General features: G+C 63.0%; 20 protein-coding genes. 4 read left to right on the top strand and 16 right to left on the bottom strand.

Annotated elements, in window-relative coordinates:
* Positions 1 to 253: 253 nt before the first annotated feature.
* The 5 genes from phaC to prmB form a co-directional block, all read right to left on the bottom strand.
* Positions 254 to 2,089, bottom strand: coding sequence for a class I poly(R)-hydroxyalkanoic acid synthase (phaC, locus tag KZO25_RS00780; RefSeq protein ID WP_223135517.1), 1,836 nt, complete (start codon positions 2,087 to 2,089; stop codon positions 254 to 256).
* A 121-nt stretch (positions 2,090 to 2,210) separates the two neighbouring features.
* Positions 2,211 to 2,648, bottom strand: coding sequence for a phasin family protein (locus KZO25_RS00775; RefSeq protein WP_043517541.1), 438 nt, complete (start codon positions 2,646 to 2,648; stop codon positions 2,211 to 2,213).
* A gap of 189 nt (positions 2,649 to 2,837) precedes the next feature.
* Positions 2,838 to 3,284 (bottom strand): DUF6489 family protein, encoded by a 447-nt coding sequence (locus KZO25_RS00770; RefSeq protein WP_223135516.1) that lies wholly within the window; start codon positions 3,282 to 3,284, stop codon positions 2,838 to 2,840.
* A gap of 74 nt (positions 3,285 to 3,358) precedes the next feature.
* Complete coding sequence (gene aroC, locus KZO25_RS00765; RefSeq protein WP_223135515.1) at positions 3,359 to 4,444, bottom strand: chorismate synthase; 1,086 nt, start codon at positions 4,442 to 4,444, stop codon at positions 3,359 to 3,361.
* 44 nt (positions 4,445 to 4,488) lie between these two features.
* Positions 4,489 to 5,442 (bottom strand): 50S ribosomal protein L3 N(5)-glutamine methyltransferase, encoded by a 954-nt coding sequence (gene prmB, locus KZO25_RS00760; protein WP_223135514.1) that lies wholly within the window; start codon positions 5,440 to 5,442, stop codon positions 4,489 to 4,491.
* Positions 5,443 to 5,560: 118 nt separating this feature from the next.
* Here prmB and KZO25_RS00755 point away from each other — a divergent pair, with 118 nt between their 5' ends.
* Positions 5,561 to 6,136: a Smr/MutS family protein gene (locus KZO25_RS00755; protein WP_223135513.1), complete on the top strand. Its 576-nt coding sequence runs from the start codon at positions 5,561 to 5,563 to the stop codon at positions 6,134 to 6,136.
* Positions 6,137 to 6,141: 5 nt separating this feature from the next.
* Here KZO25_RS00755 and KZO25_RS00750 read toward each other — a convergent pair whose 3' ends face one another.
* From KZO25_RS00750 to KZO25_RS00740, 3 genes are read right to left on the bottom strand one after another with little or no spacing between them, the layout of a single operon-like run.
* Positions 6,142 to 7,194 carry a patatin-like phospholipase family protein gene (locus KZO25_RS00750; protein ID WP_223135512.1) on the bottom strand — a complete coding sequence of 351 codons (1,053 nt, stop codon included), beginning with the start codon at positions 7,192 to 7,194 and terminating at the stop codon, positions 6,142 to 6,144.
* Between the two features lie 28 nt (positions 7,195 to 7,222).
* The gene (locus KZO25_RS00745; protein ID WP_223135511.1) at positions 7,223 to 8,092 is read right to left on the bottom strand and encodes an alpha/beta fold hydrolase; all 870 of its coding nucleotides are present in this window, start codon (positions 8,090 to 8,092) and stop codon (positions 7,223 to 7,225) included.
* The gene (locus KZO25_RS00740; protein WP_223135510.1) at positions 8,089 to 8,904 is read right to left on the bottom strand and encodes an alpha/beta fold hydrolase; all 816 of its coding nucleotides are present in this window, start codon (positions 8,902 to 8,904) and stop codon (positions 8,089 to 8,091) included. The genes KZO25_RS00745 and KZO25_RS00740 overlap by 4 nt, the downstream gene beginning before the upstream one ends.
* Positions 8,905 to 9,129: 225 nt before the next feature.
* Here KZO25_RS00740 and KZO25_RS00735 point away from each other — a divergent pair, with 225 nt between their 5' ends.
* On the top strand, positions 9,130 to 10,077 hold the full coding sequence (locus tag KZO25_RS00735) for an AEC family transporter (RefSeq protein WP_223135509.1): 948 nt from the start codon (positions 9,130 to 9,132) through the stop codon (positions 10,075 to 10,077).
* A gap of 34 nt (positions 10,078 to 10,111) precedes the next feature.
* Here the strand turns inward: KZO25_RS00735 and sixA are convergent, their stop codons facing one another.
* The 7 genes from sixA to KZO25_RS00700 form a co-directional block, all read right to left on the bottom strand.
* Positions 10,112 to 10,603: a phosphohistidine phosphatase SixA gene (sixA, locus tag KZO25_RS00730; RefSeq protein WP_223135508.1), complete on the bottom strand. Its 492-nt coding sequence runs from the start codon at positions 10,601 to 10,603 to the stop codon at positions 10,112 to 10,114.
* A complete protein-coding gene (locus KZO25_RS00725; protein ID WP_223135507.1) occupies positions 10,600 to 11,700 on the bottom strand; it encodes an NAD(P)H-dependent glycerol-3-phosphate dehydrogenase in 1,101 nt (366 codons plus the stop codon). Before KZO25_RS00725 ends, sixA begins: the two co-directional genes overlap by 4 nt.
* 116 nt (positions 11,701 to 11,816) lie before the next feature.
* Positions 11,817 to 13,262 (bottom strand): NAD(P)(+) transhydrogenase (Re/Si-specific) subunit beta, encoded by a 1,446-nt coding sequence (locus KZO25_RS00720; RefSeq protein WP_066445493.1) that lies wholly within the window; start codon positions 13,260 to 13,262, stop codon positions 11,817 to 11,819.
* Between the two features lie 16 nt (positions 13,263 to 13,278).
* The gene (locus tag KZO25_RS00715) at positions 13,279 to 14,850 is read right to left on the bottom strand and encodes a Re/Si-specific NAD(P)(+) transhydrogenase subunit alpha (RefSeq protein WP_223135506.1); all 1,572 of its coding nucleotides are present in this window, start codon (positions 14,848 to 14,850) and stop codon (positions 13,279 to 13,281) included.
* Between the two features lie 254 nt (positions 14,851 to 15,104).
* A complete protein-coding gene (gene htpG, locus KZO25_RS00710; protein ID WP_223135505.1) occupies positions 15,105 to 17,009 on the bottom strand; it encodes a molecular chaperone HtpG in 1,905 nt (634 codons plus the stop codon).
* 94 nt (positions 17,010 to 17,103) lie between these two features.
* Positions 17,104 to 17,574 carry a PaaI family thioesterase gene (locus KZO25_RS00705; protein ID WP_066445484.1) on the bottom strand — a complete coding sequence of 157 codons (471 nt, stop codon included), beginning with the start codon at positions 17,572 to 17,574 and terminating at the stop codon, positions 17,104 to 17,106.
* Positions 17,567 to 18,094, bottom strand: coding sequence for a PaaI family thioesterase (locus KZO25_RS00700; protein WP_223135504.1), 528 nt, complete (start codon positions 18,092 to 18,094; stop codon positions 17,567 to 17,569). Before KZO25_RS00700 ends, KZO25_RS00705 begins: the two co-directional genes overlap by 8 nt.
* 199 nt (positions 18,095 to 18,293) lie before the next feature.
* On the opposite strand from KZO25_RS00700, the gene KZO25_RS00695 reads away from it, so the two are divergent.
* Positions 18,294 to 20,246, top strand: coding sequence for a transglycosylase SLT domain-containing protein (locus KZO25_RS00695; RefSeq protein ID WP_223135503.1), 1,953 nt, complete (start codon positions 18,294 to 18,296; stop codon positions 20,244 to 20,246).
* 78 nt (positions 20,247 to 20,324) lie between these two features.
* Here KZO25_RS00695 and KZO25_RS00690 read toward each other — a convergent pair whose 3' ends face one another.
* Positions 20,325 to 20,969 (bottom strand): LysE family translocator, encoded by a 645-nt coding sequence (locus KZO25_RS00690; protein WP_223135502.1) that lies wholly within the window; start codon positions 20,967 to 20,969, stop codon positions 20,325 to 20,327.
* 510 nt (positions 20,970 to 21,479) lie between these two features.
* Between KZO25_RS00690 and KZO25_RS00685 the strand changes: the two genes are divergently transcribed.
* The gene (locus tag KZO25_RS00685; RefSeq protein ID WP_043515357.1) at positions 21,480 to 21,686 is read left to right on the top strand and encodes a cold-shock protein; all 207 of its coding nucleotides are present in this window, start codon (positions 21,480 to 21,482) and stop codon (positions 21,684 to 21,686) included.
* The last annotated feature ends 91 nt before the right edge of the window (positions 21,687 to 21,777 follow it).

Below are 21,777 nucleotides of genomic sequence, written 5' to 3'. Positions count from 1 at the left end.
GAGGCCGAAGGACTCCCGGCGGTGTTGCCAACGCTGGCGATAGCCACTGCCCTTGCAGCCTCCGCCAAGGCGCCTCCCGGCGCCAGTCGCGATGCGGAGCAGCGCTCCAACAGCTGATTTTTCCTGCCATGGCAGGCAATCACCACCCTGCCGGAGGTGGCTTCATCCGGACCGACGCTAAATCGTCATCCAAAAAAAACGTGGCCCGCTCAAAGGCAGGCCACGTTAATTTCCACTTGTCGATGCCTGCCGATTACTCCTTCGGCGGCACTTCCCCCAGCACCTCGGGAATGGTCATGCGCACGTAGCGCCCCGGCGCTTCCTCGAGCAGTGGCAGTTCGCCCTCGCCCGGTTGGCGTGCCGGCACCATCTTCTGCAGATCGGCGTAGCCACCCTCGGTCATCCACTGCTGCCAGTGCGGCCACCAGGAACCTTCCTGAGGTTCGGCGCCGGCCAGCCACTCCTCATGGCTATCGGGTAGCTCGCTATTGGTCCAGTAGCCGTACTTGTTCTTGTGCGGCGGGTTGACGATACCGGCGATATGGCCGGAACCACCCAGCACGAACGTGGTCGGCCCCTTGGGCAGCAGCGCCCCGTAGTAGGTGCTGTTCCACTTGGCGATATGGTCGTCGCGGGTCGAGATAAAATAGCTCGGCGTGGAAACCTTGCGCAGGTCGATCTTGACCCCATCCAACTCGATGCCACCGGGCTGCACCAACCGATTTTCCAGGTACATGTTACGCAGATACCAGCCGTGAGTTGCCGCCGGCAGGTTGGTTCCGTCGGTATTCCAGTAGAGCAGGTCGAATGGTGCGGGGTTCTCGCCCTTCAGGTAGTTGCTGATATAGAACGACCAGAAGAGATCGTTCTCGCGCAACAGGTTGAAGGTATATGCCATGGAGCGGCCATCGAGATAGCCATCATTCTCGAGCCGAGCCTCGATACCGGCCAGGATCGGCTCACTCAGGAGCACGCCGATCTCGCCCGGGTCGCGGAAATCCTGCAGCGTGGCCATGTAGGTCACTGACTTGACCTTGCGACCGCGGCGGGTACTGGTGAGATAGGCTACCGTCGATGCCGCCAGGGTTCCACCGACACAGTAGCTGAGAAGGTTGACCGATTTTTCGCCACAGGCCTGCTCGATGGCCTCCATGGCGGCGACCGGCCCCATCTGCATATAGTCGGCCCAGGTCAGATCCCCCTGCTCGGGCCCCGGGTTGCGCCAGGAAATCAGGAACACGGTGTGTCCCTGATCCACCAGCCACTTGACCATGGAGTTGTCCTGACGGAGGTCGAGAATATAGTACTTGTTGATCCAGGGCGGCACGACCAGTAGCGGCGTCTTGAAGACCGTCTCGGTGGTCGGCGTGTACTGAATCAACTGAATCAGTTCGTTCTCGTAAACCACATGGCCCGGTGTCACGGCGATGTTATCACCCACCTCGAAGGCGCTGCGATCGGTCATGCTCACATTCAGACCATCGGCGGAATTGGCCAGGTCATGCCTCAGTCGGGTCAGACCATCTACCAGGTTCTGGCCGCGTGTCTCCATGGTGCGCCGCATGACTTCGGGGTTGGTAGAGATGAAGTTGGTCGGCGCCATGGCGTTGACCAGTTGGCGCGCATAGAAAGCCAGATTGCGCTTCTGTTGCTCGGGCAGCCCCTCGAGGCGCTCAATCAGCTCTTCGACCATGCGCGAGAACAGCAGGTACTGCTGCATGATCGCCTGGTAGAAGGGGTCATTGCTCCAGGCCTCGTCGTTGAAGCGCCGATCACCCCGCGGGGGTGTTATCAGGGGCTCAACCGGCTCGCCATGGACGGAACGCATGCTGTTCTCCCACAGCTGCCATTGATCCTGAACCAGACGCGCCTGTGTTTGCCACAGCAACATCGGGTCACGCATCAGTGACTCGGCGCCGGCCTTGAAGGCTTCCCGCATATCGCTATGAATGGTGTCGGCCGCCGCATCGGGCGCCATTCGTGCAAGCAGGTCCTGCATCAATGCCTGATACTGCTGCCCCATTTCCTGCAGCTGCGTATTCCACTCTTCCCACTCGGCTTGAGATGGACCTTCCGACCCTGACAGCATTGCCCACTCCTGATCATCGACTCACGGCGTAACTTCAACGAGCCGCCTCCACAACATCCTGCAGGAGGACGCTGTGGAGGCGGCAGCGTCGCCCGGGACTCCAGGCGACACAGGGATATTTTCAGCTTTTGCGCGAAGACTGGCTGGTTGCCTTGGCCGGGGCATCCGCCTTGCCCGAGCCTGCCGGCTTGGCACTCTCGCCGCTCTCGCGCGCCTGGTCGGCCAGCTGCTGGCCGGCCTCGCTAAGCAGCTTCTCCAGCTCGGAGCGGAATTCCTGGCTCATCTCGTTCAGAGCCTGGGCATCCTCCATCATTTGCTTGGAGAGTTCGCTCATCATTTCGGCCTGCTGAGCGCCGAACTGCTGGAGATCCTCCGCATCACTGATTTCCGAGGCACTGCGCATGCGCTCGGTACCCAGCTGACTGTAGCGTTTCATGGCCTCCAACTGATACTCGGTCATCTTTTCCATATTGCCGAGCATCAGCGAGTTCAGCTTGCGCATGGGCTCGAAGAAGCGGCGCGTCTGCTGATTGAAATTGTCGATCATCTTGTCCTGCATGGTGGTAACCTCCTGTGGACCTGAAGACATGCGGGCGCAGCGCAATCAACCATCAGTCAAGCTGCACGGCATGAATGCTGCACTGCACAAAGCGTAGTCTGCCACGCCCTTGGTTGCAACTTAATGTTGCTCAATCCAAGGTCGCACAATTGCCCGATTTCACACTTGGAAGCCATTGTCCTGGCCGGCTCACTCACTGCGCTGCGACCTCGAGCGAGCACTCGCCGTACCTGCCCGCTTGCTGCTCTTCTTAGCCTCGGCCGGCTCTGGCTTCTGCTCGCCCTTGGCCGCTGCCTTTTCCTTTCTTGCTCCGGCTCTTTCCTCTTCGGGCTCTGCTTGATCCGCCTTGCCGCTGCCGGCCTTGCGCAGCATGTCCAGCATCATTTGCTGGTAGGTGCCAAAGCTGGCAAGCCCTTGAGACAACCCCTGGGTCATGCCCTGAGAAAGTCCCTGAGATAGCCCCTGCTGCTGCAGAAAAGGCTGCATAAGGCTCATGGGGTCGTAGCCTTCGACCCCAGCCTCCATCTGCTTGTGAATCCGGTTCAGCAAATCCTGCTGGAAAGCCTCGACATCGGGCAGGCCCAGGGAACGGCGGAACTCGTCAGGGGTCAGGTCGAACTCGACGTTGATCTTCATGGCGGTACTCGGCTCAAGTGGTCTATTGAGTGTAGCAGCCAGCCAGGCCCAGCGGGCCTAGCCCGGAATCCGATTCAGCGCAGCACCGGCGTGGTGACGCGCACGTCGGTATTCTGCGCCCGGTGACGCAGCAGGTGGTCCATCAAGGTCAGCGCCATCATGGCTTCGGCGATCGGCGTGGCACGAATGCCCACGCAGGGGTCGTGGCGTCCCTTGGTGATCACTTCGACCGCCTGGCCATGCAAGTCGATGGAGCGCCCCGGCGTGGTGATGCTCGAGGTCGGCTTAAGCGCCAGATGCGCGACCAACTGCTGTCCCGAGGAGATGCCGCCGAGCACGCCGCCGGCGTGATTGGAGAGAAACCCCTCCGGCGTCATTTCGTCGCGGTGCTCACTGCCCCGCTGCGCCACGGCGGCGAAGCCGTCGCCGATCTCCACACCCTTGACGGCATTGATGCTCATCAAGCCATGCGCCAGCTCGGCATCAAGCCGGTCGAAGACAGGCTCACCAAGCCCCGGAGGCAGGCCATCGGCCACCACGGTGATCTTCGCACCCACCGAATCCTGGGCTCGACGCAGCTCATCCATGAAGGCCTCGAGCTCGGCCACCCTGTCCGGGTCGGGACAAAAGAAGGGGTTGTCATGTACCGCCTCCCAGCTCTTGAAGGCGATCTCGATGGGGCCGAGCTGGCTCATGTAGCCGCGCACTTCAATGCCCTGAGTGGCCAGGTACTTCTTGGCAATACCCCCAGCCGCCACCCGCATGGCGGTTTCCCGGGCACTGGAGCGGCCACCGCCCCGGTAGTCACGAATACCGTACTTGTGATGGTAGCTATAGTCGGCGTGGGCGGGGCGGAACTGATCCTTGATGTTCGAGTAGTCCTTGGAACGCTGATCGGTGTTCTCGATCAATAGCCCGATGGAGGTGCCGGTGGTCACCCCCTCGAACACGCCGGAGAGGATCTTCACCTGGTCGGGCTCGCGGCGCTGTGTGGTGTGACGTGACGTGCCGGGGCGCCGACGGTCCAGGTCCTGCTGCAGGTCGGCCTCGGTCAACGGCAGGCCCGGCGGGCACCCGTCGACGATGGCGCCAAGGGCCGGCCCATGGCTCTCGCCGAAGGTAGTGACGGTGAACAGCTTGCCGAATGTGTTGCCGGACATGGGCGTGCCTCCTGAGTGATTCTATGGATGATCGCTGTCAGCGATCAGGCGAAGGACGCCGCATGGGCGTCGAGTTCCGCGGCAGAGAGAGCGAAGACGCCCTGGCCGCCACGCTCGAAGTCGAGCCACAGGAAAGGCACCTCGGGAAAGGCGGCCTCCAGGTGGCGGTCCGAATTGCCCACTTCGACGATCAGTACACCGTCCTCGGTGAGATGCTCACGGGCCTGGCGCAGGATACGCCGGACGATATCGAGCCCGTCATGTCCCGCCTCCAGCGCCAGGCTCGGCTCATGGCGAAACTCGGAGGGCATGGTGGCCAGGTCACGGGCATCCACGTAGGGAGGGTTGGAGACAATCAGGTCGTAGCGCTGGCCGCCGAGGCCGTCGAATACATCCGACAGCACGGCCCGCACCCTGGCACCCACCTCATGACGCTGGATGTTCTGCTTGGCCACCCCCAGCGCTTCCGGGCTGATATCGGCCAGGTCGACGTCGCAGGTGGGCAGGTGCAGCGCCGTGGCGATACCGATGCAGCCCGACCCGGTACAGAGGTCGAGCACCCGGGTCGGCGGTTGATCCGGAAACCACGCCTCGAACCCCGATTCGATGAGCTCGGCAATCGGCGAACGGGGGATCAACACTCTTTCGTCCACGTGGAAGGGAAAGCCGGCGAAGAAGGCTTCGCCCAGAAGATACGGCAGCGGGCGCCGGGTGGTGATGCGTTCGCGTACCAGGGCCACGATACGCAGGCGCTCCATGGGCAGCAGCCGCGCATCCAGCACCGCCGGGTCGACGTTCCAGGGCAGGTGCAGCGAACCCAGCACCAAGGCGACCCCCTCGTCCCAGGGCGAATCGGTGCCGTGCCCGTGGAACAGGCCGGCCAGATGAAACTCGCTGACACTCCAGCGCAGGTAGTCGCGTAGCGTGACGAGGTCGGCGGACAGGGCCGCATCATCCAGGGTGAGCGTCGAACGGGAAACGGAAGAGGATTCGGCCACGTGGGTTCCTGTGGGATCGGTTGCTGACAGGGGTCGATTGTACCCGCGGTGGCCAACGGTTCACAGTCGCGCTCAGGCCGCTATACTGTGCGCCCCGAACCCTTCCCACGAGTAGCACATGAGCCGACGCCGACGCCCACCGGATGAAGACGATGTCAGCGCCTTTCGCCAGGCACTGCATGAAGCCGGCGTGAGGCGTATTGTCAGCGACCGTGCCGATCCCGGGCGACCACGTCGCAAGGATCCGTCGGCGGCCGAGCGGCGCGCCGCGGCGGTTGCCGCGGGGAACAGCGACACTGCCAGCCGAACCAGCGATGGCCGCGTGGAGCCCGTGCGCCCATCGGAGCCGCTCGATTTTGCCCTGTCAGACCTGCCCCACCGCACTCGCACCCAGCTAAAGCGGGGGCGCATTGCCTGGGAGGCGGGGCTCGACCTGCACGGCCTTACGCTGGACGAGGCACGCTGCGAACTGGAGGGGTTTCTGCGTGACGCTGCCGCCAGTCGCATGCGCTGCGTGCTGATCGTGCATGGCAAGGCGTGGGGCAGCACCGCCAACTACCCCGTGATAAAGAGCCATGTGAACGCCTGGTTGCGCGAATGGCCGGCGGTACTCGCCTTCTGCTCGGCCCTGGATGCCGATGGGGGCACCGGCGCGGTCTATGTCCTGCTACGCCGCCGTGGCCAGGATGCCTAGCAGACTCACACGCCGCCTCCCGACTCACGTTCCGCCGGCATCTGGGGCGGCTGAACGACCATTCCTGGGCTTCCCCCATGGGATCGACCTTCGTATTGGTCCAGCGCCTGCAGGGTGAGGTGCCGCCCGAGCCTTATCAGGGCGTCGGCACGATGGAACTCGAAGGCGCCACAGACCGTCTTGGGGACTTCGATGAGGATATCCGGGGGATAACCTGCCACCTTGTATTTCGCCAATGCCGCCTGGGTGATGTCGAAGGAGGCCAGGATCATGTCCAGCCGCCCCCAGGCGCGACGACCAGTGGAGGCCTTCCCCGCCCCGGCTTCACTCTCGTCGTCCTCCCCGCCGTTGCCCAGCCCATCCAGAAAACGGCGGGTCGCGCCGCGCACATCCATCCAGCCGCTCAGCGACGAGTCATTCTCTGATACCTCTTCGTCGACGCCCCGCTCTGACGGCAGCAGGTCCTCCAGAGTCACCGGCTGCGGGCTATGGGCAGTGACATTCACCGCCAGAATGAGGTCGGCATGGGCCGATACGGTCGGGATGATCGGCAAAGGGTTGAGCAGGCCGCCATCTACCAGTGTCTGGGCACCGATATGCACCGGGGTGATCACCCCCGGGATGGCGATGGAGGCGCGCATGGCACGCAGCAGAGAGCCCGACTGGAACCACACCTCACGCTGACGTGCCAGATCGGTGGCCACCGCGGTGAAGGGAATCGGCAGGTCCTCGATCTGGATGTCGCCCATCAGGCCCTGCAGCTTGCTCATCACCTTGCTGGCCCGCATGGCTCCCATGGGGCTCCAGGTGACATCCACCAGCTTGAGCACATCGAAATAGTCGAGCTGGCAGACCCATTCGCGATAGGCATCGAGCTCTCCCGCCGCATAGACACCGCCGATGACCGCGCCCATGGAGCAGCCGGAGATTGCCACGACTTCGTAGCCACGGGCCTCCAGCACATCGATCACGCCGATATGGGCATAGCCCCGTGCGCCTCCGCTGCCAAGGGTCAAGGCGACACGCTTACCGGTCTTCGCTGCCATTGAACCACTCATATTGCACCACTCCTGATGTCGCTCCCTGTTACGCGCCCGCTTCCATTGCCTGCCATTCGAGGATGGCTCCCACTACTGTCGCTACCGCACCGGGCTCCAGGTGCAGATGGTGTCCCCCGGGCAATACCCGCCTGGTCAATGTCGGAACCGCCGATCGTGCGGCGGCAGCCGACTCCCGCCCGCCGAGTATGCCACTCTCGCCTTCGATCAACAGCACCGGCGCCTGGATGGACCCGAGCAGGGCCAGGACCTGTTCCGGCGTCAGGCGCACCGGCGAGGGCCAGAGCAGGCGACCGTCGGTGCGCAACCGCACATGACCGTCGCCTTCGTCATTCAGGTTGCGCGCCACCACCGGGGCGGCCGTTTCGGCATCGATGGGCGTAACTCCACCCGCTACCCGTGCCGCAACGGCAGTCTCGACATCAGGGTAGCGTGGTGGGGCCGATAGGGAACGACGACTGGCGCGCAGCCCTTTGCGCAGCTGTTGTGCAGCATCGCCGGCTGGAGTGGTGAGCGCTCCCAGGCCATCGATCAACACCAGTCGACTGATACGTTCAGGCAGTGCCGCCGCGACCAGGCAGGACACCCCTGCTCCCATGGAGTGAGCCAGCAGGGTGGTTTGCTCCAAGCCAAGCTCATCGGCGGCATCCAGCAGGTCGTGGCAGTAGTCCCACAGCGCATAGTCGCCGGCGACATGTTGCGAATGACCGTGTCCGCTGAAGTCGATGGCAACGATGCGGATCCCTAGTTGGCGTACCAGAAGGGGCGCCAGCCGCGAGAAGCTCGCCGCGTTATCCAGCCAGCCGTGGAGTGCCAACCAGGTCGGCACCTCCTCTGGACCCCAGCACAATCCCGCGAGCCGCCCACCGGCCAGGCTAATGTCTCTTGGATCGCTCATGCCGAGTTCTCCAGCAAGTCATCCAGCATTGCCAGCAATGCCTGTCGCGTCTCCTCGGGGTGCTCCATGGGAAACATGTGCGTACCCGGTACCAGAGCCAGCTTGATCCGGTGCCGTTCAAGCCGACGTCGTCGCGCCGGGGTGATCAGGTCGGAATCGCTACCGGCGAGCAGCCCAAAAGGCACTTGCAGGCGCCGTGGAAGGCGGGTCAAGTGGTCCGGAAGCTGGCGGAATATCTCGGTCTCGATGGCTGGATCATAGACCAGCTCTGCCGTTCCATCATCGCGCAGCCGGGTGCCTCCCTCAACATAGTCATGCAGTGCATCGGGCGTGAAGCGCCGGAACAGGCCACGACGACGCAGGTGATTGGCCATGGCCTCACGGTCGGGCCACGCCGATCGCCGCCCCCTGGACTTGCCCGCCGGCGTGACTCGGTCGACGAAGCCGAAACGCTTGGCCACCTTCATCCCCCAGGCGTCCAGTCCCAGCATCAGCGGTGGATCAAGCATGACGACACAGCGGAAGCGCTCGGGGGCGCGCTCGGCGGCCATGGCCATCAGCACGCCGCCCATGGAATGCCCCACGCCAATGGCGGGCTCCTGACTATGGGTGAGATGATCGAGCAGCTCATCGCGCAGTGCCAGCCAGTTGTGGCCGACCGGGTAGTCGGGATGATGACCCAGGCGATCGACCGGATGAACGTCGAAGCGCTCGTGTAGCGGTGCGAGCAGGCTGCGGTAGCTCATGCCGGGAAAGCCGTTGGCATGGGCGAAGATCAATCGCGGTCGTTGGCTAGCGGGGGAAGCGGTCATGGTGTAATCCAGTGTCAAGCAAGACGTAAAGTCTATGGCGATAGCAGGCTAACGGGTTTACCCTATTTCGCCAAGTCGAACCCATCTACTCCCCGACACCCAAGACGCTATCGGAGTCTCGTCATGCCAGCGCCGCGCCCCCCGCGTGATACCCGGATCCGTAACCGAATTTTCTGGATCACCGTAATCGCCGCCGTGACGGTCGGCCTGTGGCTGGCTCGCTGAATGGAACTGATCGACGTCTTCTTCGGCACCCTGGAAGTCACGCTGCCGGTCTTCGTCATGGTCTTCATCGGTCTGGGCCTGAAGCGTGCCGGCTGGATCGATCAGCCCTTCATCAATACCGCTTCGCTACTGGTCTTCAAGGGGACCATGCCGATGCTGATCTTTCTCAGCATCATCAAGGCCGACCTGGACGCCACGCTGAACCCCCTGCTGCTCGGCTTCTTCGCCCTGGCCACCCTGGGCAGCTTCCTGTTCAGTTGGGGCTGGGCGATCCTGCGGGTGCCTCACCCAGACCGTGGCGTCTATGTTCAGGGCGCCTTCCGCGGCAACTGTGGCATCGTCGGGCTAGCGCTCGCCGCGGGCATGTACGGTGACTATGGCCTCTCTGCCGGCGGCCTGCTGCTTGGGGTGGTGATTCTCACCTACAACGCCTTTTCGGTGATTGCCCTGGCCGCCTATCAACCCAATCAACGGACCAACTGGCGCAGCATCATTTCGCATATTGCACACAATCCGCTGATCCTGGCCGTGGTTGCAGCAGTGCCGGTTGCCGCAATGGAGCTACGCCTGCCCGGCTGGCTGATGACCTCAGGGGAGTATTTTGCCTCGTTGACCCTGCCCCTGGCGCTGATCTGTATCGGCGCCACCCTCTCCCTGGGCTCGATCCGGGCATCGGGGCGCCTAGCCACCGGCGCCAGCCTGATGAAGATGATCACGATACCGATACTGGCCACCAGTGCCGCCTGGCTGGTCGGCTTCGAAGGGCGCGAACTCGGTGTGCTCTTCCTGTTTTTCGCCAGCCCCACGGCAGCGGCTGCCTTTGTAATGGCCAAGGCGATGGGCGGCAATGCGGTGCTTACCGCCAACATCATTGCCCTCACCACGCTGATGGCAAGCGTTACCATCACCCTGGGTGTCTTCGGCCTGCGCCTCGCCGGGCTGATTTAAGTCGGGTTGTTCTGGCTAGCACTCACTCCCATGGTCAGGTGCGCTGGTCCGGCCAAGCCACGTCGTTCGGCGCCATGAAGCGCCGCAGCCTGGCACAGCCTGTCGCCCACACCTCGGCTTCGAGCTCGGCCACGGCCGCCGTGGGAAAGCCCAGCCCGCGGTCACTTCGCCCCTCGACCAGAAGCCCTGTCACGGCACCCACCAGCGGCATATGGCTGACCAGCACGAACGGCCCTCTGCCGGTCTGCTCCAGCAGCCAGTCAATCACCGCCTCGGGGGGATCGTCCGGCGTGACGATACCCAGGGTCTGAATCTCACATCCCAGGCTGGCCGCCACATGCTCCGCCGTCTGTTGCGCTCGCCGATACGGGCTGGCGAGTATTCGCGCCTGGGCCAGCTCCTGATACTGCAGCCAGTCGGCCATGCGCGCAGCTTCAGCATGGCCGCGAACGGTGAGCGTGCGCTCGGCATCGACGCTGCCCGGGCCGGCCTCTCCATGGCGCATGATCAGCAGGCGCTTACTCATTGCCCGCTCCCATGCCTGCTGGCGTCCGGCTGGTCGTCGGCGGCCTCGACCCGCCGGTGGGCCCGCTGCACATCTTCCCGTGAGAGCAGAAATTCCACATCGCTGCTCTGCTCCCCCCGCATCAGCATGCGCGCCATTTCGCGCGCCGGCACGCCCTGGAACAGCACTTGGTAGAGCCCTTCGGCCAGGGGCATGTAGACACCGGCCTCGCGAGCCTTGTCGCGCACCAGGCGCACCGTGTTGACCCCCTCGGCTACCTGACCCAGAGCCGCCACCGCCTCATCGAGGGATTTTCCCTGGCCCAGCGCATAGCCGACTCGGTAGTTGCGCGACAGGTCCGACGAGCAGGTGACGATCAGGTCACCCACGCCGGCAAGGCCGAGGAACGTCATGGGATTGGCCCCCTGGTCCACCGCAAAACGCCCCATCTCGGCCAGCGCCCGGGTCATGAGCATGCTGCGTGTGTTCTCGCCCATGCCCAGCGCGGCGGCCATACCGGCGGCGATCGCATAGATGTTCTTTAACGCCCCGCCCAGCTCAACGCCGTAGCGGTCGTTACTGGCATAGACCCTGAAGTAGTCACAGCTCAGCGCCTGCTGCACCCGAGTACGAGTCAGCGGGTCGTCGCTGGCGACTACCGTGGCGGTGAGCTGTTTCTGGGCGATTTCGGTGGCCAGGTTGGGGCCCGAGATCACCCCGATATGGGTAAAGCCCGTCTCCTCCTGAAGGATCTGGCTCATCAGCTTGAAGCCCTCCTCCTGAATACCCTTGGTCGTACTCACCAGGATCTGGTCGGAGCGAAGCCAGGGGCGTGCCTGCCGCACGACGTCACGAAAGGCCTTGGAGGGAATCGCCACCAGCACCAGTTCCGCCCGCTCGAGCACTGCCTGCATATCACTCGATGCCTTGACCGCCGGGTTGATGGCAAAGTCGGGCAGGTAGCGGCCGTTTCGGTGTTCACGGTTGATCTGTTCCACCAGATCGATGTCGCGTAGCCACTGACACACTTCTGCCCCGTTGTCGGCAGCAATGCTGGCAAGTGCAGTACCGAAACTGCCCCCGCCCAGCACCGCCACCCGCATGGGATCATCGGACATGTTCACCCCTGAAAAAGTCGGGTAGAGAGAAGAGTGTAACGAAAAGCGCCCCCTTCGGGGGCGCCTGATGCCTAGCATAGCACCGGGCCGGCGATACCGGCCCGGGCGATATCGCCTCAGTCGATCAAGGAGAGCAGCGAATCGATGCTCTCTCGCGCATCGCCATAGAACATCCGCGTGTTCTCCTTGTAGAAGAGCGGGTTCTCGATGCCCGAATAGCCCGTGCCCTGGCCACGCTTGCAGACGAAGACGACCGAGGACTTCCAGACCTCAAGCACCGGCATGCCGGCGATGGGGCTGTTGGGGTCGTCCTGGGCGGCAGGGTTGACGATATCGTTGGAGCCGATGACGATCGTGACGTCGGTCTTGGGGAAATCATCGTTGATCTCGTCCATTTCCAGCACGATATCGTAGGGCACCCTGGCCTCGGCCAGCAGTACGTTCATGTGCCCTGGCAGACGCCCGGCCACCGGGTGTATGGCGAAGCGCACCTCCTTGCCTGCCGAGCGCAGCTTGCGCACCAGCTCGCTCACCGCGTTCTGGGCCTGGGCCACGGCCATGCCGTAGCCAGGCACGATAACCACGCTGTCGGCGTTATTCAGTGAACTGGCCACGCCCGCGGCATCGATGGCCACCTGCTCGCCCTCGATCTCGGCAGCCGGCCCCTGGGTGCCACCACCGAAGCCACCGAGAATGACGCTGACGAAGTTGCGGTTCATCGCCTTGCACATGATGTAGGAGAGAATGGCCCCGGAGGAACCCACCAGCGCCCCCGTGACGATCAGCAGATCGTTGGAGAGGGTGAAGCCGATCGCTGCCGCCGCCCAGCCCGAGTAGCTGTTGAGCATCGACACCACCACCGGCATATCGGCACCGCCGATACCCATGATCAGGTGCCAGCCGATGAAGAAGGCCAGCGCCGCGAGAATCAGCAGGGTCCAGAAGCCGGCACCGTTGAGGTAGAGAATCGCCAACAGCAGACTGAATGCGGCCGCTCCCGCATTGAGCATATGGCCGCCGGGCAGCTTATGTGGCTTGCCGTCCACCTTGCCGGCCAGCTTGCCGAAGGCCACCACCGAACCGGTGAATGTCACCGCACCGATGAAGATGGCGAACACCACCTCGAGCTGCAGGAAGGTGAGTTCATCCGATGCCTTGGTCGCCACCAGGGCGGCAAAGGCCGAAAACTCCTGGTAGCCGGCACCGAGTGCCTGTGCCGCCAGTACCCGACGCCGCTCGAGATCGGCGTTCCAGGCGACGAACACCGCCGCCAGGCCGACGAAGCTGTGCAGCGCCGCCACCAGCTGGGGCATTTCGGTCATGGCCACCCGCGTGGCCACTTTCCAACCAATCACCGAGCCGATCGCGATCATCGGGATCATCAGCCAGTAGTTGCCGATGCCCGGACCGAAAGCGGTGAAAAGCACCGCCACCGCCATGCCGACGATGCCGTACCAGACGGCACGCTTGGCTTTTTCCTGATTGCTCAGTCCACCCAGGGAGAGCACGAAGAGAACGCTTGCCGCAATGGCTGCGGCAGAAACAAAACCTTGACCCAACATGTCGTTACTCCGCCGCTCAGGACTTCTGGAACATGGCCAGCATCCGGCGTGTCACCAGGAAGCCACCCACGATATTGATGGTCGCGATCAGTACCGAAATCGCCGCAAGCAATACCACCACCCAGTTGCCCGATCCGATCTGCAGGACCGCCCCGAGAATGATGATCCCGGAAATGGCATTGGTCACCGCCATCAGCGGCGTATGCAGCGAATGGCTGACATTCCAGATCACCTGGAAACCGACGAAGCAGGCCAGCACGAAAACGATGAAGTGTTGCATGAACGAGGCCGGGGCAATCTGGCCAAGCAGCAGCATCAATGCCCCCCCGACGCCAAGCAACGTCACCTGTCGCTTGGTCTGCACCTTGAAGGTGGCGAGTTCTGCGGCCTTCTTCTCCTCCGGTGTCGGCACCTTCTCCTTGGGCTTGGGCTTGGCGGCGGCAATCGCCTTGACCTTGGGGGGCGGCGGCGGGAAGGTAACCTCACCCTGATGAGTGACCGTCGCCCCTCGGATCACGTCATCTTCCATGTCATGGACGATGGCACCATCCTTTTCAGGCGTCAGGTCGGTGAGCATGTGACGGATGTTGGTCGAGTAAAGCAACGATGACTGGGTCGCCATGCGCGAAGGGAAGTCGGTAAAGCCGACGATGGTCACGCCATTGTCGCTGACCACCTTCTCGTTGGGCTTGGTGAGGTCGCAGTTGCCGCCCTTCTCGGCAGCCAGGTCGACAATGACCGACCCCGGCTTCATGGCCTTGACCATGTCCTCGAGCCACAGCTTGGGCGCTGGCTTGCCGGGAATCAACGCCGTGGTGATGACGATATCGACCTCTGGCGCCTGCTCACGGAACAGCGCCAGCTGCTTCTCGCGGAACTCGGGGCTTGACGGTGCGGCATAGCCGCCGGTGCCGGAGCCATCCTGGGAATCCTCGAAGTCGAGAAACAGGAACTCGGCGCCCATCGATTCGATCTGCTCGGCAACCTCGGGGCGCACGTCGAAGGAGCGAACCACCGCACCGAGGCTCGTTGCAGTACCAATGGCGGCGAGACCCGCCACACCAGCGCCGATGACCAGCACCTTGGCCGGTGGCACTTTCCCGGCGGCAGTGACCTGGCCGGTGAAAAAGCGGCCGAAATTGTTGCCCGCCTCGATCACCGCCCGATAGCCAGCAATATTGGCCATGGACGACAGGGCATCCATCTTCTGGGCCCGAGAGATTCGCGGGACCATGTCCATGGCGACCACGGTGGCGCCCCTGGCCTTGCAGCGCTCCAGCAGCGCCTCGTTCTGGGCCGGCCAGAAGAAGGCGATCAGCGTCTGGCCTTCCCGCAGCAGGTCGGCTTCCGCGTCGCTGGGTTCGCGCACCTTGATGACCACCTCGGCCTCGCGCCAGAGCGCCTCGGCGCTCTCCACCACTGCCACACCGGCGGAGCGATAGGCCTCGTCATCGAAACCGGCAGCGATGCCGGCTCCTGATTCGATCAGGCATTCGTGTCCAAGCTTGTGTATGAGCTGCGCACTGTCAGGGGTCAGCGCGACGCGTGCCTCCCCCTGGGCGAGCTCCTTGGGTGCACCAATCTTCACGTTGGATCTCCCTTATGGTTATCGAAGTTTCGAATAGGTCAAACTGACTATTCATACCTGACCATGCCGCAATGCACAACCGCAATGATGTCGATCGACAGCAACTGAATGTAGCACTATCCGGCTGAAATAATGGAAAAAACAGGATGTGACGTTGACGTAAAGGGCCGGCCTGGCCGTGATCACAAACACGCACAGGCCGCCCGAAGGCGGCCTGTGACGTGGACCATCGATGGGGTGTTGCCCTTGCGGAATCAGGCTGTCAGCAGCGCATTGAGGCGCTTGACGTAGGCCGCCGGATCATCGAGATGACCGCCCTCGGCGATGATCGCCTGATCCAGCAGGATTCGCGCCAGGTCAGCGAAACGTTCGCCCTCAGCCGATTCGAGCCGGTCGACCAGCGCATGTTCCGGGTTGAGCTCGAGTATCGGCTTGACCTCAGGCACCTTCTGCCCGGCCGCCTCCATGATGCGACGCATCTGAAAGCCCATCTCATGCTCGGGCAGCACCACACAGGCCGGCGAATCGATCAGTCGATGGGTCACCTTGACCTCCTGGACCTCATCCCCCAAGGCCTCCTTGACACGCTTGACCAGCGCCTCCTTGGCCTTGGCGGTCTCTTCCTGGGCCTTCTTCTCCTCTTCACCCTCGATCTCGCCAAGATCGAGATCACCCTTGGCCACGTCGACCAGGGTCTTACCGTCGAAGTCGGTGAGGTGGCTCATCAGCCACTCGTCGATCCGATCGGAGAGCAGTAGCACCTCGATGCCCTTCTTGCGGAAGATCTCCAGGTGCGGGCTCGACTTGGCCGCATTGAAGCTGTCGGCCACGATGTAGTAAATCTTTGCCTGCCCTTCCTTCATGCGCTCGACGTAGTCGGCCAGTGACTGGTCCTGGGTGGCACTATCGGTATGCGTTGAGGAGAACCGTAGCAGCCCTGCGATCTTTTCACGGTTGGCGTAGTCCTCGGCCGGCCCTTCCTTAAGCACGGTGCCGAAGGTATTCCAGAAGGTCTGGTAGCTTTCCTTGTCCTTGGCCAGCCTCTTGAGCATGTCGAGCGCCCGCTTGGTCAGCGCGCTCTTGATCTTCTCGACCTTGGGATCCTGCTGAAGCAGCTCACGGGAAACGTTGAGAGAGAGTTCGCGGGTATCGAGCACCCCCTTGATGAAACGCAGGTAGAGCGGCAGGAACTGCTCGGCATCGTCCATGATGAAGACGCGCTGCACATAGAGCTTCACGCCCCGGGAGCCATCCCGCTCGTAGAGGTCGAAGGGAGCACGCCCCGGCACGAAGAGCAGACTGGTGTACTCGAGCTTGCCCTCGACCTTGTTGTGGCTCCAGGTCAGCGGATCGCTGAAGTCATGGGCCACATGCTTGTAGAACGCCTTGTACTCGTCATCGGAGATCTCGCCCTTGGGCCGGGACCAGAGTGCGGTGGCCTCGTTGACGGTTTCCCAGGTGGTAACTTCGCTTCCCTCTATCTCATTGCCGTCGTCATCCTTGGCGACCTCGATCCTGGGCATGCGTACCGGGACCTCGATATGATCGGAGTACTTGCGCACCAGCCCCTTGAGGCGGAAGTCGTCGGCAAACTCCTTGGCATCCGGCTTGAGGTGAAGCACGATTTCGGTACCGTGGCGCTCGTTCTCGATATCTGCAACGGTAAACTCGCCTTCTCCCCTGGAGCGCCACTCGACGCCCTCCGCCTTGTCAGTGCCGGCCTTGCGGGTTCGCACTGTCACCTCATCGGCGACGATAAAGCTGGAGTAGAAGCCCACGCCGAACTGGCCGATCAGCCTGGCATCCTTCTGCTGCTCGCCGGAGAGCTGCTTGAGGAACTCGGCGGTGCCGCTACGCGCGATGGTACCCAGGTTCTGAATCACCTCGTCACGACTCATGCCGATGCCGTTGTCGCGTACCGTTACCGTGCCGGCCTTCTCGTCATGCGTGATCTCGATACGCAGTTCGCTGTCGCCTTCATACAGCGCATCGTTGTCCAGCGCCGCATAGCGCAGTTTGTCGCAGGCATCGGCAGCGTTGGAAATCAGCTCGCGTAGAAATATCTCCCGGTTGGAATAGAGGGAGTGAATCATCAGGTGCAGCAGCTGCTTGACCTCGGTCTGGAAGCCGAGCGTTTCCTCGTGAGCGGTAGTGGACATGGATCGGTTACCTCATGGCTTGAACCAGCGGCGACGCCGCCATGGCGTCGCGCGTGTAGAACTGTTCAGCGATATGGGGTCCGAGGCGGGAATTTCAAGCGTCGGGGTGTTCTGTGGTGCTCAAGACGAAGTGCAGACGCGCCGTGGCCACAGGTTCATCTTCACGCTCCTGCCAGGCCTTGACCTGGACATTGGCCATGCGCCGTCCCTCCCGCAAAAGGCTGCAGCGAGCATGGGTCGGTATCACGCGGGCCGCGCGTAGATAATCAATGGAGAAGTCGACGATACGCGGCAACCGGGGTGTCCGCGTCGCGAGCATCAGGTCGAGGGTGCCGGCTGTCTCCATGAAGGCAGCCACCACCCCGCCGTGAACGGCAGGCAGCAGGATGTTGCCGATATTGTGAGGGCGCGGTTCAAGATGAAAAACCATGCCGTCTCCCTCGGTGTCGGGCGATGCCGAAACGCCAATGAAGCGGGTATAGGGCACTCGCTCCAGCCAGGCGGCGACATCGCCTTCGGCCCGGGTTTTCTCCAGCCAGGCCGCATCGTGAAAGTCGTCAACCATCGTCGTTCGCTCCCTCATTGGCCCCGCTGAACAACGCCTCACCAAAGCCCGGCGGCGTGTTGCGAGGCCCCAGGCGCATGAAATTGCCAATGCCGCGGGCCACCGGCCGCTCGGAATCCTGCCAGAGCGTGCCTTCGGTGAAGACCACCGATTCTGTTACGGAGAGCACACGGGCACTGGCCATGATGGGACGACCCGCCAACGCCGGCCGGTAATGGTCGACGCGCAGGTCCAACGTCGGGCAGACCTCCGGCGAGGGCAGGCCGCAAAGCACCGCAGAGCCGCATACCGTATCCAGCAGCATCGTGAGTACGCCACCATGCACCAGCCCCCGCGTGGTATCGCCCAGCAGCTCGTCACGCCAGGGAAGCCGCATTGTCACCTCCGGGGGAACCACACTGATCACCTCGAGTCCCAATTCCTGGGTATGCGGGATGATAGAGACGAAGCGGGTCAGAGCGATTCGCCAGGCCTCGGGGTCACGGCGGACAACCTCGCCAGGCTGTATGTCTTGGGTCACATCCTACTCCTCGCGATAGCCCAACAAGCGTTTGATAGAAACCTGTTCAGCCTAGCCCTCACGCTGTTTGCGCACAAGCATCTCACCGTTGAACGAAGCCAACCAAGACCCTGGAAATCATCACCCACCCCCTACTCAAATATGCTCCAATGGGCGACGATACAGAGGTTCCGACTCAAGCCTTCCGGAGGCCGCCACCATGCGCCATCGCCACCTGCTAAACAGCGCCGCCGCCTGGCTTGCCGCGGCTGCCATCAGCCTGCCACTCGTTGCTCATGCCCAGCCGAGCGACAGCGCCATGCGTGAGGCACTGGAGGCGGCTCGCAACCAGCAGTGGAGCAGAATCAACAGCAGCACCATCAATGATCATGTGCTCTACGGCTATGTGGAGTATCACCGCCTGCGCGATCAACTGCCCCAGGCCGAGCCCAGCCAGATACTGGCGTTCATCGAGCGGCACAAGGACGCCCCCCTGGCCGAGTGGATGCGCGGCCAGGCCATCAGCCGCTACGGCAGCGCAGGTCGCTACGGTGCCGTCCTCGCCGTTGCCGATGGCGAGCCCGCAGGCGCCGAACGTCAATGCCATTACTATACGGCGCTGCTTGGCAGCGATCCCGAGGCTGCTGCGCAGGGTGGGCGAAAGCTGTGGCACGTGGGCAGCTCGCAATCGTCAGCCTGCGACCCCCTGTTCCGCCAACTGCGGGAAACGGGGGAGATCAGCGAAGTCGATATCTGGGAGCGCAAGATGCTGGCCTGGCAACAGGGCGAAAGCGGCCTTGCCAGCTACCTGGGTCGCCAGCTCGGCAGTCGTTGGCAGGAAGCCCGCGACGCCAAGGCCCGCCTGCAGGGGAATTACGCTGCCATCACCCAAGTACCCAACTGCATCGGCCCCGAGTGCCTCGGCAGCGGGGCGCTGTTTGCCGCCGCCATGCATGGCTTCACCCGTGCCGATACCGAAGCCGCCATGGAGGCATGGCGCAAGGTTGCCCCTTACCTGACCTTCGACGGCGAGCATCGCCATGCCATCGAGGAGGACCTGGCCTTCTACTCCCTGGTGCGCAACATCGACAATAACCGGGGCTGGGTGGACGATATTCTGCCCCGTGTGGGTACCGCGCGGGTACTCGAGTTGCGCGTGCGCCATGCCCTGAGCAGCCGGGACTGGTCCGGCGCACTCCGCTGGATCGAGGCAATGCCCGATGAGACCCGCGACAACAGTCGTTGGCAATACTGGAAGGCGCGGGCCCACGAACAGCTGGGTGACACGGAGCGTGCCCAGGTCGCCTATGCTCGCGCTGCCGACGGACGCAATTTCTTCGCCTTCGCCGCATCGGACCGTCTCAATCGCCCCTATTCCCTGAACCTCGAGCGCAATGGCTTCGACGAGGCGTATCGTCAGGAGGTCGCCCAGTGGCCAGCCGTGCAGCGTACGGAAGCCCTGCTGCGCATCGGCGAGGATGGCCTGGCCAACAGCGAGTGGCTGAATGCAGTGGCCATTGGAACACCCAGAGAGGCGCGGGCCCTCGCCGACTACGCCGCGCGCCGGGGCTGGCATGCTCGCCTTGTCCAGACCACCATCACCGGCCAAATGTGGGACGCGCTGGACTGGCGCTTTCCGGAAGCCTATCGGGATTACTTCCTGCGCTGGGGCAACAATACCGGCGTTGACCCTTACCTGCTGATGGGCATTGCGCGACGCGAAAGTGCCTACAATCCGACGGCGCTCTCCCCCGCTGGCGCCCGCGGGCTGATGCAGATAATGCCCGGCACCGCCACCCAGCTCAGCCGCCAGCTCGGCATCAGTGACCCCGGGCCTTACGGCGTGCTCGACCCGGAGCTCAACATCCGCCTGGGCAGCACCTATATTCGCGACATGACCGACCGCTATCGGGGCAATCGCCTGGCGGCAGCCGCGGCCTACAATGCCGGCCCCGGCCGGGTCGATCGCTGGCTGCGCGACTCGCCAGAGGAGTTCGACCTCTTCGTGGAGAGCATTCCCTTCCGCGAGACACGCGACTATGTCCAGGCGGTGCTCGCCTACCGGGTCATCTTCGAGAGCCTGGCCAACGGCGGCAGCACCGAGGGCGTTTCGATGCTCAGCTCGGCGGAAACCACGGTGCGCTACGACGGTTCGCTGCTGGCACGCAACTAGCCGGCGCCACTCGAACGACACTCGCATTCCCCTTATTGGGCTCCGGTTGCATACCGGGGCCCAAGCGTTTGCAATCGCTCAAACGGGATGACGCTCCAGCGCCAGCTTGATGCCAAACCCGATCAGTACCGCGCCGGTTGCTCCATTCAAGACGCGCGCAAAGAGGCGGCTTCCCAGCCAGCGCCCCGCACTGCCCACCGTCAAGACGATACCGATCTGCCACAGGTTGGCGATGATGAAATGCACGCCTGCCAGCCACAACGACTTGATCAGGGCAGGGTCCGTCGGGGCGATGAATTGGGGCAGAAATGCCATGTAGAAGACAACGGTCTTGGGATTGAGCACGTTGGACAGCAGCCCTTCCCGAAGCGGCCGCCACACCGAGCGCGCCTCGCGCGCGCCCATCACGCCTTCAATTGGCAGGCCCTGGCCACGTCGTGCCGCCAGCAGACTGGCGACCCCCAGCCATATCAGGTAACCGGCTCCCGCCACCTTGAGCAGGCCGAAGGCCCATGCCGACTGCAGCAGGATCAGGGAAATCCCCAGCGCCGATATGGTGGCATGCACGAACAGGCCGCAGCAGATCGCTACGCTGGTCAGCACGCCATCGCGGACGCCACCGCGAGCCGTATTGCGGATCACCAGTAAAGTATCCACCCCGGGGCTGAGAGTCAGCAGAGTAATGGCAACCACAAATGGCCAGAACTGGGCATCCCACAACATGGCTCGAGCGCTCCCTGCCGATGCATTACCCGGAATCGGGCAACGGGGCGATTCTACGCCATCGCCTTACAAACCAACACCTGGCACTCAATGCCTCGATCGGGACAACACGTTCCGGGTAGCATGGCTGCGGCTTTGCCGTGGTCGTCAGAGAACCGCACCGGTTGGCTACGCGCTGCCGGCGGTCTCCCTGCAACCAGCTTTTCGATCTGGTGCGTAGCGCCTCGCAGGCAGGCATGGGTCGGCTCAAGGACAGACTCGGTATGGCATATTTCATGCTCGGGATTCGCTGGACGCTTCGATTATTTCTATCTAAAGTTGTTTGGGCGGGCATGGTGGTTCGCCACTCATGCATTATCCGTTGCGTCGGACAGCAAGTGGAAAGTCGTTAACAGTATGTCGAACTGTCGATAGACCCGAAGCGCACTTTTCTCGCCTTGCCCACGCACTTCGGGCCTCCGGTACTGCCGAGTGCCCTGCACGATCAATCAGTAAGTAAGGAAATCGACAATGGCAACTGGCACTGTCAAGTGGTTCAACGATACCAAGGGCTATGGCTTCATCTCTCCGGACGACGGTGGTGACGACCTGTTCGCCCACTTCTCCGAGATTCAGGCTGACGGCTTCAAGACCCTGCAGGATGGCCAAAAGGTTACCTTCGAGGTCACCCAGGGCAAGAAGGGCCTTCAGGCCTCCAACATCAAGCTCGCCGACTGAGGTACTGCTTCGGCAGGCGCATTGGCCTGGCTTCTGCTTGAAGACTGGCCCCCCAGACGAAAGGCCCGCCTGACGGCGGGCCTTTTTCATG

Source organism: Halomonas sp. ANAO-440 (assembly GCF_019915905.1).
GTDB lineage: Bacteria > Pseudomonadota > Gammaproteobacteria > Pseudomonadales > Halomonadaceae > Halomonas > Halomonas chromatireducens.
This window is presented reverse-complemented; position numbering and strand designations above follow the sequence as displayed.

Excerpts from the sequence above, each read along its gene's own strand:
- phaC (WP_223135517.1), bottom strand. The coding sequence starts at position 2,089 with ATGCTGTCAGGGTCGGAAGGTCCATCTCAAGCCGAGTGGGAAGAGTGG.
- KZO25_RS00775 (WP_043517541.1), bottom strand. The coding sequence starts at position 2,648 with ATGCAGGACAAGATGATCGACAATTTCAATCAGCAGACGCGCCGCTTC.
- KZO25_RS00770 (WP_223135516.1), bottom strand. The coding sequence starts at position 3,284 with ATGAAGATCAACGTCGAGTTCGACCTGACCCCTGACGAGTTCCGCCGT.
- aroC (WP_223135515.1), bottom strand. The coding sequence starts at position 4,444 with ATGTCCGGCAACACATTCGGCAAGCTGTTCACCGTCACTACCTTCGGC.
- KZO25_RS00755 (WP_223135513.1), top strand. The coding sequence starts at position 5,561 with ATGAGCCGACGCCGACGCCCACCGGATGAAGACGATGTCAGCGCCTTT.
- KZO25_RS00750 (WP_223135512.1), bottom strand. The coding sequence starts at position 7,194 with ATGAGTGGTTCAATGGCAGCGAAGACCGGTAAGCGTGTCGCCTTGACC.
- KZO25_RS00745 (WP_223135511.1), bottom strand. The coding sequence starts at position 8,092 with ATGAGCGATCCAAGAGACATTAGCCTGGCCGGTGGGCGGCTCGCGGGA.
- KZO25_RS00740 (WP_223135510.1), bottom strand. The coding sequence starts at position 8,904 with ATGACCGCTTCCCCCGCTAGCCAACGACCGCGATTGATCTTCGCCCAT.
- KZO25_RS00735 (WP_223135509.1), top strand. The coding sequence starts at position 9,130 with ATGGAACTGATCGACGTCTTCTTCGGCACCCTGGAAGTCACGCTGCCG.
- sixA (WP_223135508.1), bottom strand. The coding sequence starts at position 10,603 with ATGAGTAAGCGCCTGCTGATCATGCGCCATGGAGAGGCCGGCCCGGGC.
- KZO25_RS00725 (WP_223135507.1), bottom strand. The coding sequence starts at position 11,700 with ATGTCCGATGATCCCATGCGGGTGGCGGTGCTGGGCGGGGGCAGTTTC.
- KZO25_RS00720 (WP_066445493.1), bottom strand. The coding sequence starts at position 13,262 with ATGTTGGGTCAAGGTTTTGTTTCTGCCGCAGCCATTGCGGCAAGCGTT.
- htpG (WP_223135505.1), bottom strand. The coding sequence starts at position 17,009 with ATGTCCACTACCGCTCACGAGGAAACGCTCGGCTTCCAGACCGAGGTC.
- KZO25_RS00705 (WP_066445484.1), bottom strand. The coding sequence starts at position 17,574 with ATGGTTGACGACTTTCACGATGCGGCCTGGCTGGAGAAAACCCGGGCC.
- KZO25_RS00695 (WP_223135503.1), top strand. The coding sequence starts at position 18,294 with ATGCGCCATCGCCACCTGCTAAACAGCGCCGCCGCCTGGCTTGCCGCG.
- KZO25_RS00690 (WP_223135502.1), bottom strand. The coding sequence starts at position 20,969 with ATGTTGTGGGATGCCCAGTTCTGGCCATTTGTGGTTGCCATTACTCTG.
- KZO25_RS00685 (WP_043515357.1), top strand. The coding sequence starts at position 21,480 with ATGGCAACTGGCACTGTCAAGTGGTTCAACGATACCAAGGGCTATGGC.